Origin of the sequence: Dietzia sp. CQ4 (assembly GCF_014145125.1) — a bacterium.
GTDB lineage: Bacteria > Actinomycetota > Actinomycetes > Mycobacteriales > Mycobacteriaceae > Dietzia > Dietzia natronolimnaea.
This window is the reverse complement of sequence record NZ_JAALDZ010000153.1, coordinates 1-13,226: the sequence shown is the minus strand read 5'-3', so window position 1 is coordinate 13,226 and position 13,226 is coordinate 1. Positions and strand designations below refer to the sequence as shown.

The following is a 13,226-nucleotide window of genomic DNA, read 5'->3' as shown; positions in this document are numbered from 1 at the left end:
ACGGTCTCGCGGGTTACCGCTTAACTATGGGAGACACGCCCTAGAGGAAGACAGCCGGTAGCCCCCCTTTGTCCCACCGATGACTGCCGGCCTTGCCCCTCGGTGCGGGCGCCGACGCAGGCCCTGATCGGTAGCCGGCGGATCTGCTTGCACTGCGGGATTTTCGCCTTGACATTGCCCTATGGGGGAAGGTGGACAGTGGTTTCAGCAGAGCAGTTGGAACTTCGCGGCGCCGTGACACGAGCAGGGTGGCGCCGTGCTGAAGGGAAGCCGGGTATGTCCTCCACACCGAAGAGTCAGAGCAGTTTCCTCCACCTCGCTGTGGGTGGGTTCGTGATCTTGCACGTGCTGTGCTGCGGGTTGCCGCTGTTGATCGCCGCCGGAGTCCTCGGCGGGGTGGGAGGCGCGAGTTTCGCGGCCGGCTACGGGTGGTCGGCCGCCGGTCCGGGCCTGCTGGCCGTGGGGTTGGTGATTTGGTTCATCCGGCGCCGCGGTGCAGGTACCGGTGGTGATGGGACTGATTGTTGCGCCCCCGACCGGCATTCCCTCCCCCGCGACGAGCACGCACAGGAAATCCTGGACCGGGCACCGGCTGGGGCGGGCACGGAGGCCGGCAAGTGAGCAGTTCGTGGGGGTTGGCGTTCTTGGCGGGGATGCTGGCCACGGTCAACCCGTGCGGGTTCGCGATGCTGCCGACGTATCTGGCGTATTTCATCGGCGCTGACTCCCGCACGGGGGGCGCCCGACCGTTGTGGGCCGGGGTGCGTGCTGGGGCGGCGTTGAGCGCGGGATTCTCCATGGTGTTCATCGCCGCAGGCTTGTTGGTGGCGGTGGGGCTGCGCTCCATCGCCTCAGCCATGCCGTGGGCTGCGGTGGGTATCGGGGGCGTGCTGATGCTCGCCGGGCTGGGCATGCTGGCCGGGTGGCAGCTGTCCGGGTCCCGGTTGAACCTGAACCGGTTCCTCACACCGGACAAGCCCGGTTCCGGTCTCAAGGGGGTCTTCGGCTACGGGGTCGCCTACGCGGTGGCCGCGCTCTCGTGCAGTTTGGCGCTGTTGTTGGTCGTGGTGGCCCAGGCCACTGCCACGGGGAGCCTGGTCGGGTTGCTGGTCGTTTTCGCGGCCTACGCCGCGGGGTCCTCGGTGGTGCTGATGCTGCTGTCGGTCGGGGCGGCCTTGGCCCGCCATTCCCTGGCCCGGCGCATGCAACGGCTGCTGCCGCTGGTGCACCGCCTGAGCGCGATCGCGCTGATCCTGGCCGGTGTGTACCTGGTGCTCTACTGGCTCCCGGCCCTGTCCGGCGGGGCGGCCGGGTCGCTGCTGGGCTTTTTGGCCACACCGATCAGCGCATCCAGTGTCGCTGTCACCGAGCTCGTGGCACGCACCTGGCCTGCACTGACTGCCGCAGCCATCCTCGCTGTGCTCCTCGCCGCCGTCCTGTCCCGGCACCGCCGTCCCAATCCCCGGACCGGACGCCCCGCCCGGGAAGCCGAGGACAACGACGACGACCCGGCCTCGTGCTGCGCGCCGGACCCGCAGGCCCTGGAGCCCTCCAGCGGCCGTGAAGACCAGCGAGGAAACCGATGACCCGCACCCGCAGCCGCCGCGTCTACACCCTTGCCGCCCTGTGCCTGGCCGCCGTGCTGGTGGCGGTCCTGGCGGTCATCGCCCTGAACCGGGGAAATCCGGCCTCTACTGTGGCCGGGGACGGGCCGGTGGAGATCACCTCCGTCGACGGCGAGGAGGTGACGGTACCCTCTGACCGCCCTACCATGCTCTACTTCATGGCCAGCTGGTGCGCCACCTGCATCCCGCAGGCGACTGCGATGGACGAGCTGGAGGAACAGTATGCCGATCGGATCCGGTTCGTGGCCGTGGACGTGACCCCGGAGAACACCAAGACCGAGGTGGACGGGTTCCGTACCGCGGCTGGGGCCCCCGAGCACCCCTACGTCGTGGATGAGACCGGGCAGCTCACCAAGCGCTACGGCATCACGTCACTGGACTCCACCGTGGTCGTGGCCCCGGACGGTGAGGTCCTGGACCGCGCCGACGGCACGCCTATGAAGGCCGAGGCGCTGCGGGCATTCCTGGACGGAGCGCTCTCCTGACCTGGAACCCAGTTCGCCCCCCCTACCTCGACCGCTGCCTGCCCCGGCGTTGCACGGCCGATTCCGGCTGAACGCGTCCCTTGTCCGCGGCCGTGTTGGAAAACTGTCCTGTCGAAGGACACCTGGAGGTCGCTGTGCCCGGAAAGTCGATCGAGGAGAACCTGCCGGACGGTGCGGTGGTCCTGTCCGTGCCCGGACTGCGACAGGCACCGGTGCTCGGCGGCGGGTGCTGCGCTGTGACCGCAGAGGACGCGATCTGCGACGAGCTGGTCAGCTGGCCGGCGATCGTCTCAGCCACCATCGACCCGCAGGCGCAGACCGCCATGGTCGTCCTGGACCCCGAGATGGAGGACCCCCTCGCCGACGCCGTAGAGGCGGTGCGCGACCTGGGCTTCCCCGCCGTGGAGATTCTCCGCCGCGCCTGAGCGATCGGCCGCCTGCCCGTCCCGGATTCCGGCCCACCCCTTGACCTTCCCCCGATGGGGAAGGTGCACAGTGGGTTCAGCACACCAATGAGGAAGGCTTCTGTCGGGAGTTCTTCCCCCAACGATTCGTGGAGGTTCCATGCCTGACACTGCAGTTCCCGAGTTCGATCTGGCCATCATCGGCTCCGGTGGCGGGGCCTTCGCCGCCGCGATCCGGGCGACCAACCTGGGCCAGCGAGTGGTGATGATCGAGCGGGGCACCGTCGGGGGCACCTGCGTGAACACCGGGTGCGTGCCGTCGAAGGCGTTGCTGGCCGCCGCGGACGCCCGCCATGTGGCCCTGGACGCGTCCGGCCGATTCCCGGGGATCAACGTATCCGCCGGGCCGGTGGACATGCCCGGGCTGATCGCGGGCAAGGACGCCCTGGTGGAGGGGATGCGCTCGGAGAAGTACGTGGACCTGATCGAGGACTACGGGTGGGACCTGCGCCAAGGTGACGCCTCTTTCACCGGCGACGCCGAGGACCCGGTGCTGGAGATCACGAACGCGGACGGGGCCGTGGAGACGGTGCGGGCCCGCCACTACCTGGTGGCCACGGGCTCACGTCCGTGGACTCCGTCGATTCCCGGCGTGGAGGAGGTTGACTACCTCACCTCCACGACCGCGATGGAACTGCAGGAGGTCCCGGAGTCGATGATCGTGCTCGGCGGGGGCTACGTGGCCCTGGAGCAGGCCCAGCTCTTCGCCCGGCTGGGCTCGAAGGTCACGGTGCTGGTCCGCTCCCGGCTGCTCTCCGGCGAGGAGCCCGAGGTCTCGAAGACGCTCCTGGGTGTCTTCGCCGATGAGGGCATCCAGGTGGTGCGCCGGGCCGCGGTCGAGTCCGTGGCCACCGACCCGGCCACCGGTGGTGTTGTCGTGGCCGCCACCACGCGGGCCGGGCGCCAGGAGTACACCGCGGACCGGCTGCTGGTGGCCACCGGACGCCGGGCGGTCACCGAGGGCCTGGGCCTGGAGACGGTCGGGGTCGCCACCGGGGACCGTGGGGAGATCGTCGTGGAGGACACGCTGGCGACCTCCAACCCGCAGATCTGGGCGGCCGGGGATGTCACCGGGCACCCGGAGTTCGTCTACGTGGCCTCGGCCCACGGGGTCACCGCGGTGGAGAACGCCTTCAACGACACCGGGCAGCGGATCGACTACACCCACCTTCCCCGGGTCACGTTCACATCCCCGGCCGTGGGCGCGGTGGGGATGACGGACAAGCAGGCGCGGGAGGCGGGCATCCGGTGCGAGTGCCGGGTCCTGCCCCTGGAGTACGTGCCGCGGGCGCTGGTGAACCGTGACACCCGGGGTTTCGTCAAGATCGTCGCCGACGCCGATACCGGGCGGATCGTCGGGATCACCGCGGTGGCCAAGGAGGCAGGGGACCTGGCCGCGGCCGGGGTCTACGTCGTGTCCGCGGGGATGACGGTGGACCAGGTGGCGACCCTGTGGTGCCCGTACCTGACGATGGCCGAAGGTCTGAAAATCGCCGCCCAGTCCTTCCGCACCGACGTGTCCAAACTGTCCTGCTGCGCCGCCTGAGGCCCGGACCATTTCAAACGCACCAGTCCGCCGGAAGGAACGACCATGACCGATTACGACCCCCACGAGGTCACCGAGCGGTTGAGCACCGCCGAAACCGGGATGCAGCCGTGGCTGTGGTTGCCGCTGCTGCGGCTGCTGGCCCAGGGCGACCCGGTGGACCCCCAGGACCTGGCGGCCGCGGTGGGCCGCCCGGCCGAGGAGGTCCGTGGCGCCCTGGAAGCGGTGCCCGACACCGAGTACGACGGTGAGGGGCGGATCATCGGCCTGGGCCTGACCCAGCGGGCGACCCCGCACCGCTACGAGACCGGCGGGGAGCAGCTCTATACCTGGTGCGCCCTGGACACTCTGATCTTCCCCACCCTGTTGGGTGCGGCGGCACGGATTGAATCGGCCGACCACGCCACCGGGGCGCCGGTGCAGATCCACGTCGACGGCTCCGGGGTCACGAGCGTGGAGCCGGCCAACGCCGTGGTCTCCCTGGTCAATCCGGAAGACCTCAGCTCCATCCGCTCGGCGTTCTGCCACCAGGTTCACTTCTTCGCCTCCACCGACGACGCCGCCCCCTGGCTGGAGAACCACCCCGGGGCCACCGTGATCCCCGTGGCCCAGGCCTACCGGCTGGCCACCACCATGGCCGAACAGATGCTCGCCCAAGTCCCCACCGAGACCTCCGGCAACGGGGCAGGCTGCGGCTGCTGACACCGCATGTCCTGCCCCGACACGGGCTGGGGCCGCACGACGAGTTCGACGAGTAGAACCGAAAGATCCACCGAATCTGAAGGAGAAACATCATGAGCGAACATTTCGACGTGGCAGTGCTGGGCATGGGCCCCGGTGGTGAGGTCGCGGCCAGCCGCCTGATCCAGGCGGGGAAGAAAGTCGTGGTCTTTGAGCGGGAGCTGATCGGTGGGGAGTGCGCCTACTGGGCGTGCATTCCCTCCAAGACGGTGCTGCGCCCGGCCGAGGCCCGCACCGAGGTCCACAAGGCCGCCGGGGTGTCCGGGGCCGAGGTGGACTGGGCGTCCACCCGCGAGTACCGGGATTACATGATCCGCGACCTCGACGACTCCGCCCAGGTCGAGGGCCTCGACAAGCAGGGTGCGACCGTCATCAAGGACGAGGCCCGCCTCACCGGCCCCGGACGGATCCAGGCCGGGGAGCGGGAGATTACCGCCGAGCACATCATCATCGCCACCGGCTCCGAGGCCGTGATCCCCCCGCTCGAGGGGATCGAGGAGATCACCGCCTGGACCAACCGGGAGACCTACACCACCGACGACCTGCCTCAGCGCGCCGTGATCGTCGGCGGCAGCGCCGTCGGGGTGGAGACGGCCACGTTCCTGGACCGCTTCGGGGTGCAGGTCACCCTCATCCACCGCGGGGACCGTCTGCTGGGTCGTGAGGACCCCCGGGTGGGGGAGCTCGTCCACGACTACCTGGCTGAGACCGGGGTCGACATCCGCCTGGGCGCCTCGGCGGCAAAGGCTCGCCGGGACGGTGAGGACAGCGTCATCGAACTCGACGACGGCACCGAGGTGGCCGCCGACGTGGTGATCTTCGGCACCGGCCGCAAACCCCGTACCAAGGGCCTGGGCTTCGAAGACGCCGGGGCACGCCTGGGCGAACACGGCGAGGTCCTCATCGACGAGCACGCCCAGGCCGGGCAGAACCTGTGGGCGATCGGCGACGTCACCGGGGTGATGCCCTTCACTCACGTGGCGAAGTACCAGGGGCGGATCGCCGCCGATGCGATCCTGGGCCGGGCCCACGCCGCGACCTATGAGGGGATCCCGCGGGTGGTGTTCGCCGACCCGGAGATCGCCGCCGCCGGGCTCACGCAGCAGCAGGCGGAGCAGCGCGGGATCCGCACCACCGCCACCGAGCTGGACTTGTCCAACGCCATCGCCCGGCCCTGGACCTACGAGCAGGACCCGCGCGGACACCTCGGGCTGCTGGCCGACACTGAGCGGAAGGTGCTGATCGGGGCGTGGGCGATCGGCCCGCAGGCCGGGGAGTGGATCCACCAGGCCTCCCTGGCCATCCGGGCGCAGCTTCCGCTGGAGACCCTGTTGGACCAGGTCGCCCAGTTCCCCACCTACCACGAGGCCTACCAGGCCGCCCTGGAGCAGCTGGAGGTCTGACGCCCCCGGCCCGACTCCACGTGCCACCCCGCCCCGTCCAGGTAAGGATCACCGTGAACGTCTCGGAAGCACCTGAAGACCGGCCCGCCCCGGAGCCGACCGGACAGGACCCGGGTGCCGGTGTGCACGGTGGGTTCCCGGACATCGGTGCCCTGGCCCCGCTCGGTGACGGGCTCTCGGCCGCCCTCGTCGGCCCGGACGCGGCCGTGGAGTTCTTCTGCCCGTTGCGCTTCGACGCCCCCGCGCTGGTGTTCCCTGTGCTGGACCGCCGGCGCGGGGGCCGGCTGAGGTTCGGCGCGGTCGCGTCTTCCGGTGCTGCGCTGCCGGTGACCCGGCGGTGGTACCGGCCCGGCAGCGCGGTGATGGTCCTGGAGTGGGGTGGGGCCTCAACGACCCTGGCGCGGATGAGGATGGCCATGACCTGGCCGCCCCCGCAGCACGGCCAGGAAATCCTGTGGGTGCTCGAGGGCGTCAACGGCTCGGTGGATGTCGAAGCGGTCCTGGAACCCCGGCCCGGGTTCGGGGCCACACCCGTCGATCTGAGCGTCAGTGACGGGCTGGTCACCCTCGCCTCCGAGGCTGAACCGGTGCAGTTCGCCGTCTCCGGCCTACAGCTGGACGACCGAGACGGGGGCAGCGCCGGCGGGCAGGCGGTGCTCCACGCCGGGGACCGGTGGGCCGGGCGCCTGATGATCGGGGCCGGGGCAGGTCCCTGTACAGCGGAACCGGAGGAGGTGGCCGCAGCACTGGAGGCCACCGATGAAGCGTGGCGGCAATGGTCCCAGAACCTGGTCTATGAGGGCCCGGCCCGGGAGGCGGTGATCCGCAGCGCGATCACGCTCAAGCAGCTGATCTACGCCCCCAGCGGGGCCGTGACGGCCGCGGCCACCACGTCCTTGCCCGAGCAGATCGGCGGGGAACGCAACTGGGACTACCGCTACACCTGGTTGCGCGATGCCAGCTTCACCCTCAACGCCCTCTACCAGCTCCAGTGCTACCCCGAGGCCAACGCCTACGCCCGCTGGCTGTGCACTGCCACCGCCGGGGCCGGACTGCCGTTGCGTGTGCTCTACCGGGTGGACGGGGTCACCGAGATCCCCGAGTCCTCCCTGGCGGAGGTGACCGGCTACCGCGGCAGCACCCCGGTGCGGGTGGGCAACGAGGCCGAGACCCAGCTGCAGCTGGACAGCTATGGTGAGCTGCTGGACTGCCTGAGCATCTGCGAGGTGTTCGGCGATGACGTGATGCGCACCGAATGGCCGCACTTCCGCCAGCTCGTGGACTTCGTCGCCGAGCACTGGCAGGAGCCCGACAGCGGGATCTGGGAGGTCCGCAACCACCCACGCCACTTCGTCCACTCCAAGGCCTTGGCCTGGACGGCCCTGGACCGCGGCTGCCAGCTGGTGGACACCTACGGGCTGGACGGGGATCTTCCCCGGTGGCGCGCAGCAGCAGACCAGTGCCGCCAGGAGGTCTTCGACTCCGGAGTCACCGACGGGCACTTCACCCGCGCCTACGACGACCCGTCCATGGACGCGAGTCTGCTGATGCTGCCCATCATCGGGTTCATCGACGGTGACCACCCGATCATGACCAGAACCATCGAGGCCGTCCGCGCCCAGCTCACCCCGCATTCCACCGTCCACCCCGGGCTGCTCTACCGCTACCGCCTCGACGGGCCCGACAGTCTCGGGGACGGGCTGGCCGGCACCGAAGGGGCATTCACCATCGCCAGTTTCTGGCTCATCGAAGCCCTCGCCCTGGCCGGGAACACCCGCGAAGCCAACGAACTGTTCGAGACCCTGGCTGCCCTAGCCGGGGACCTGGGCGCCTTCGCCGAGGAGATCGACCCCGCCACCGGCGCCCAATTGGGCAACACCCCGCAGGCGTTCACCCACATCGGCCTCATCAACGCCGGCCTGCGCCTGGCCGGAACGTCCGCCAAAGGACAGGCCCCCGCATCTGCGGCCCCGGCACCCGCACCACGGACCGGTTGACCGTTCCGCTGCCCCTGAAATCCTCCGGTCATCACCCCGGGCACCGACGTTAGGCACAACGATGGACGACACTGTCTCGACTCTGATCATCTTTGGCGGCACCGGTGACCTCGCGTCCCGGCTGCTGCTGCCGGGCCTGGGCCGGCTGCTCACCGAGCAACCGGACCGGCGGATCCGCCTGATCGGCTCCGGCAGAAGCTCGCGCAGTGACGAGCAGTGGACCGACACCGTCCGGGAGGCCTTCGACACCGTCGAGGCGACCGGGCCGGCTGTGGAGCACGCACTGGCGGACACCCGTTACCTCAGCGCGAACACGTCCTCGGCTAAGGACCTGGAGCAGCTCCTCGAGTCCTCCACCGGGATCCCGGCCCTGTACTTCGCCCTGCCCCCGGCCGTGACGGCCAAGGCGGTGGAGACCCTCAAGGAGGTCGAGCTGCCCGCCGGGACCGTGCTGGTGTTGGAGAAGCCCTTCGGCACCGACCGGCGGAGCGCGGTGGAGCTCAACGGTCTGCTGGCGCAGCTCGTGCCCCAGGAGCAGGTGTTCCGGGTCGACCATTTCCTGGGTACTTCCACGGTGCTCAACGTGCTGGGTATGCGTTTCACCAACCGTCTGTTCGAGCCGCTGTGGAACCGCGACCACATCGCCCGCGTGGAGATCGTCTACGACGAGGAGCTGGGCCTGGAGGGCCGCGCCGGGTACTACGACGGCACCGGAGCGATGGTCGACATGCTCCAGAGCCACCTGCTGCAGGTCATGGCGCTGATCACCATGGAGGCACCCACCACCGTGGAGGCGACCGAGCTGCGGGCCGCGAAATCCCAGGCGGTACGGGCGGTCCGGCTGTGGGGTGAGGACGCCGTCCGGGCGAGCCGACGCGCCCGCTACACCGCCGGCACGATCGGCGACCGGGACCTGCCCTCCTACGTGGACGAAGACGGAGTGGACCCTGGCCTGGAGACGGAGACGCTTACCGAGGTCACCATCGAGGCCGACACCTGGCGCTGGGCCGGGGTGCCGTTCACACTGCGGTCCGGAAAGGCCATCGGGAATCCCCGCCAGGAGGTCGTCGTCACCTTCCGTGAGACCCCGCGGGTGCCCGGCGGGCTGCGCGGCGCCGAGGACCCCACCGTGCTGCACATCGGGCTCGGCTCCCCCACCATCGCCCTGGAACTCAACGTCAACGGCCCCGGCGACCCCTTCACCGTCGACCGCGCAACCCTGGCCACCGACATCGGGGAGGGCCGGCTGAATCCCTACGGCGAAGTGCTCCAGGGCATCCTCGACCGCGATCCCACGCTCTCCGTGCGCTCGGACGCCGTAGAACACTCCTGGGGCATCATCGACCAGATCCGCGACGCCTGGCAGGCAGGCCAGGTCCCTCTGGAGGAGTACCCGGCCGGGTCCCCCGGCCCGGACTGGAGCGCCGCCCACGAGGAGCAGCGGTGACCCAGCGGCTGGTCGTCATCGGCGGGGACGCCGCGGGGATGAGCGCGGCCTCGGCCGCACGCCGCCAGCGGGGGCGCGACGAGCTCGAGATCGTCGCCTTCGAGCGCGGCAACTACACCTCGTACTCCGCGTGCGGGATCCCGTACTTCGTGGGGAGGGACGTCGCCGAGGCCACGGATCTGATCGCCCGCACCCCGCAGCAGTTCCGCGACAACCACGACATCGACGCCCGCACCGGCCACGAGGTCCTCGACATCGACCTGGACCGCCGGGCCGTGCTGGTCCGCGAGCTGGCCGCCGGCCGGGAGACCTGGGAGGGCTTCGACCAGCTCATGATCGCCACCGGCGCCGTGCCCGTCCGCCCGTTGCTACCCGGCATCGGCGCACGCGGTATCCACGGTGTGCAGACCCTCGACGACGGCCTCGCCCTGCGGGCCGCACTGGAGCGGGACCGCCCGAAGCGGGCGGTGGTCGTCGGCGCCGGCTACATCGGCCTGGAACTGGCCGAGGCGCTGTGCGCCTGGGGCGTGGAGATCACCGTGATCGGGCGCGGCCTCGCCCCGCTGCCGGCGCTGGACCCGGACATGGGCGGCCTCGTCGCCACCGCCATGGACGGCTTCGGGATGCAGCTGCGCCTCGACGAGACCGTGACCAGCTTCGACATCCACGACGGGAAGGTCACCGCGGTGGTCACCGACCGGGCCACCGTTCCCACCGATCTCGTGATCCTGGGGCTGGGGGTGGCCCCGAACACGGCCCTGGCCGCACAAGCCAGGATCCCCCTGGGCGCCACCGGGGCGATCGCCGTGGACCAGCGGCTGCGCACCGGGATCGAAGGGGTCTGGGCGGCCGGGGACTGCGTGGAGAAGTTCCACCGCGTGTCACGCCGCCACGTCCGGATGCCCCTGGGCACCCACGCCAACAAGGAGGGCCGCACCGCCGGGATCAACATCGGCGGCGGCTACGCGACCTTCCCCGGAGTGCTCGGCACCGCCGTGACCAAGATCTGCAACGTGGAGGTCGGACACACCGGGCTCGGGGAGCTCGAGGCGCGCGCTGCTGGCTTCGACCCCGTCACCGCGGTGGTCGACTCCACCACCCGGGCCGGCTACTACCCCGGCGCCAAGCCCATCCGCACCAAGCTCATTGCCGAGCGGGGCACGGGCCGGCTGCTGGGGGCCCAGATCGTCGGGCAGGAGGGTGCGGCCAAGCGCATCGATGTGCTCTCCGTGGCGCTGTGGCACGAGACCCCCGTGGAGGAGCTGCTCAACATCGACCTGTCCTATGCCCCGCCGTTCTCCCCGCTGTGGGATCCGGTCCTGATCGCGGCCCGCAAGGCGTGGCAGGCCGTCGAGGACGACCGTTCCCACACCGAACCCTGACAGCCACCGGAGCCGCCCCCCGATGAGCCGGAGCGAAGGCTACCCCACACAGAGACCTTCCACTATTGTGGAAGGTCCAGGAATCATTCTAGGACCGGGAGGAACTATGCGTATCGGAGAGGCGGCCGCGGCCGTCGGGATGACCACCAAGGCGCTCCGGTTCTACGAGAACCAGGGGCTGCTCCCACCGGCCGAGCGTGCCGCCAACGGCTACCGGGACTACACGGACGAGACCCTCGACAGGCTGGAGTTCATTCACCGCGGCAAGGTCGCCGGACTGCCCCTGGCCGAGATCCGCGACATCCTCCGGGTCCGCGACGCCGGGCAAGCACCCTGCACCCATGTGACCGAACAACTGGCCCAGCAACTGGCCGGCCTGGATCGGCAGATCGCCGAGCTCACCGTCGTTCGGGAAGCCGTAGCCGAGCACTACAGAAGAGCCGCCGAAGGCGACCCCGACCAGTGCGACGCCCAACGGATCTGCAGCTACCTGTGACCCCGGCGACCACGATCTTCACGCACGCCCAGACCAGCAATCCCCTGCAGGAAGGGGCTCATCCTGTCGGGCTCCGCCCTGAGTGATCGCCTGCCACCACGCATGACGGGAACCGCGCCGCCGCCTCCTCCGGGGTCCGGCGGGTGCGGCTCCTACCTCCACGGACAACCCGCCTGCACCCAGGCCTGCCGCATGACCGGATGACCGACATGCGACCCCCCGGGGATGAGGGGAGTCGGGTGCGGCGCCGACCACACGCCGAGAATGCAGGGAGCGCCTACGGCGTTATGCCATGAGAACAGATGGTGTCTGAGCGCCCGGGTCCACGCCCGGGCGCTCAGACACCATGCGGTTACAGCCAGCCGGCGGGGTCGACGGTCTGGCCGTTGACGACGACCTCGAAGTGGAGGTGGCAGCCGGAGGCGTTGCCGGTGGCCCCGGCGATCCCGATGAGAGCACCGGCCCCCACGGACTGACCCGTCTGCACCCCGAGGCTCTGAAGGTGGTTGTAGGTGGTCTGCAGGCCGTTTCCGTGATCAATGACGATGCGGTTACCGCCCCCATAGGCGCTGAATCCCGCTTCGGTGACCGTCCCGGCCGCCGAGCTGAGCACCGGGGTGTCGCACCCTGCCGCGAAGTCGACACCCGTGTGCAGTTCCGCAGCCCCACCGGTCAACGGGTTGACTCGGTACCCGAAAGGCGAGTTGGCCACCATGTTGGCCACGGGCGCACTGAGCCGACCCACCGGCGCCGACGCCGGGACCACCGCCGGTTCGGACACCGATGCCGGCGCCACCGACATCGTCCTAACCGGTTCAGGAGCAGAGGCCGGTGCCGGCGCGGGAGCAGGTGCCGGCGCGATCACAGGAGCCGGGGCGCCGACAGGCCCGCCCACCGCCCCATCAGGGGTCAAGGCGATGACGTCGCCGGGATAGATGATGGTCTCCCACCCCATCCCGTTGAGGGCGAACACCGCTTCCACCTCCACCCCGTAAGCGTCCGAGATGGCCCCCAACGTGTCACCCGGCACGACCTCGTGCGTGACCGGCACCTCCTCGGAGACGGTTTCTTCACCGGTCACTGCGACGACGTCGCCCGGATAGATGATGGTCTCCCACCCCATCCCGTTGAGGACGAACACCGCTTCCACCTCCACCCCATAGGCGCTCGAGATGGCCCCCAACGTGTCACCGGGCACGACCTCGTGCGTGACCGGCGCCCCCTCGGAGACCACGGTCGCGGCAGGCGAGAGGCCGCCGGTGGAAAACGGGCTCGCCGCCTCGTGGGAGCCGGTTGTCTCCGTCGCGTTGGCCGGCAGCCCCCCACCCAAAAGCAGACCCGTGGCGGCGAAGGCCACAGCTGCTGACCGGCCGATGTTTCCAGCCTCCGAGGTCACGGCACGTGAAACGGCCTTCATCGGACGCAGGCGCGCCGAGGTCGCACGGTGACGCGCTGAACGGTGATTCCTGGACAAGATGCACCTCTCCCAATGCCTGCGAAGTTAGCTGTCGGACTCGGATGGGATCATCCGGACACTCGAAGAACCGCGGAACGATCCCCCAAGCGGCTTAGCCCCAAGAGCTTCCTGCGAAGCCCACTAGGGCGTGTCTCCCATAGTTAAGCGGTAACCCGCGAGACCG

12 protein-coding genes are annotated in these 13,226 nt (G+C 70.0%); 11 read left to right on the top strand and 1 reads right to left on the bottom strand.

Features of this window, described 5'->3' with window-relative positions; genetic code table 11:
• Nucleotides 1–276 precede the first annotated feature (276 nt).
• The 11 genes from G6031_RS09785 (at nt 277) to G6031_RS09735 (ending at nt 11,586) form a co-directional block, all read left to right on the top strand.
• A complete protein-coding gene (locus G6031_RS09785; RefSeq protein ID WP_047269537.1) occupies nt 277–621 on the top strand; it encodes a hypothetical protein in 345 nt (114 codons plus the stop codon).
• Nucleotides 618–1,586 (top strand): cytochrome c biogenesis CcdA family protein, encoded by a 969-nt coding sequence (locus tag G6031_RS09780; protein WP_083059749.1) that lies wholly within the window; start codon nt 618–620, stop codon nt 1,584–1,586. The genes G6031_RS09785 and G6031_RS09780 overlap by 4 nt, the downstream gene beginning before the upstream one ends.
• Nucleotides 1,583–2,110, top strand: coding sequence for a TlpA disulfide reductase family protein (locus G6031_RS09775; protein WP_182653169.1), 528 nt, complete (start codon nt 1,583–1,585; stop codon nt 2,108–2,110). The genes G6031_RS09780 and G6031_RS09775 overlap by 4 nt, the downstream gene beginning before the upstream one ends.
• Nucleotides 2,111–2,244: 134 nt before the next feature.
• Nucleotides 2,245–2,535 carry a hypothetical protein gene (locus G6031_RS09770; protein WP_058228552.1) on the top strand — a complete coding sequence of 97 codons (291 nt, stop codon included), beginning with the start codon at nt 2,245–2,247 and terminating at the stop codon, nt 2,533–2,535.
• Between the two features lie 139 nt (nt 2,536–2,674).
• A complete protein-coding gene (gene merA, locus G6031_RS09765) occupies nt 2,675–4,120 on the top strand; it encodes a mercury(II) reductase (protein ID WP_047269530.1) in 1,446 nt (481 codons plus the stop codon).
• Between the two features lie 45 nt (nt 4,121–4,165).
• Complete coding sequence (merB, locus tag G6031_RS09760; RefSeq protein ID WP_047269531.1) at nt 4,166–4,822, top strand: organomercurial lyase MerB; 657 nt, start codon at nt 4,166–4,168, stop codon at nt 4,820–4,822.
• A gap of 92 nt (nt 4,823–4,914) precedes the next feature.
• The gene (locus tag G6031_RS09755) at nt 4,915–6,264 is read left to right on the top strand and encodes an NAD(P)/FAD-dependent oxidoreductase (RefSeq protein ID WP_182653168.1); all 1,350 of its coding nucleotides are present in this window, start codon (nt 4,915–4,917) and stop codon (nt 6,262–6,264) included.
• A 53-nt stretch (nt 6,265–6,317) separates the two neighbouring features.
• Nucleotides 6,318–8,261 carry a glycoside hydrolase family 15 protein gene (locus tag G6031_RS09750; protein WP_052959801.1) on the top strand — a complete coding sequence of 648 codons (1,944 nt, stop codon included), beginning with the start codon at nt 6,318–6,320 and terminating at the stop codon, nt 8,259–8,261.
• Nucleotides 8,262–8,322: 61 nt separating this feature from the next.
• Nucleotides 8,323–9,708: a glucose-6-phosphate dehydrogenase gene (locus G6031_RS09745; RefSeq protein WP_047269533.1), complete on the top strand. Its 1,386-nt coding sequence runs from the start codon at nt 8,323–8,325 to the stop codon at nt 9,706–9,708.
• Nucleotides 9,705–11,090, top strand: a complete 1,386-nt coding sequence (locus tag G6031_RS09740; RefSeq protein WP_047269534.1) for an FAD-dependent oxidoreductase — start codon at nt 9,705–9,707, stop codon at nt 11,088–11,090. The genes G6031_RS09745 and G6031_RS09740 overlap by 4 nt, the downstream gene beginning before the upstream one ends.
• Nucleotides 11,091–11,196: 106 nt before the next feature.
• The gene (locus G6031_RS09735; RefSeq protein WP_047269535.1) at nt 11,197–11,586 is read left to right on the top strand and encodes a heavy metal-responsive transcriptional regulator; all 390 of its coding nucleotides are present in this window, start codon (nt 11,197–11,199) and stop codon (nt 11,584–11,586) included.
• Nucleotides 11,587–11,938: 352 nt separating this feature from the next.
• Here the strand turns inward: G6031_RS09735 and G6031_RS09730 are convergent, their stop codons facing one another.
• Nucleotides 11,939–13,003 (bottom strand): LysM peptidoglycan-binding domain-containing M23 family metallopeptidase, encoded by a 1,065-nt coding sequence (locus G6031_RS09730; RefSeq protein WP_080961060.1) that lies wholly within the window; start codon nt 13,001–13,003, stop codon nt 11,939–11,941.
• Between the last annotated feature and the right edge of the window lie 223 nt (nt 13,004–13,226).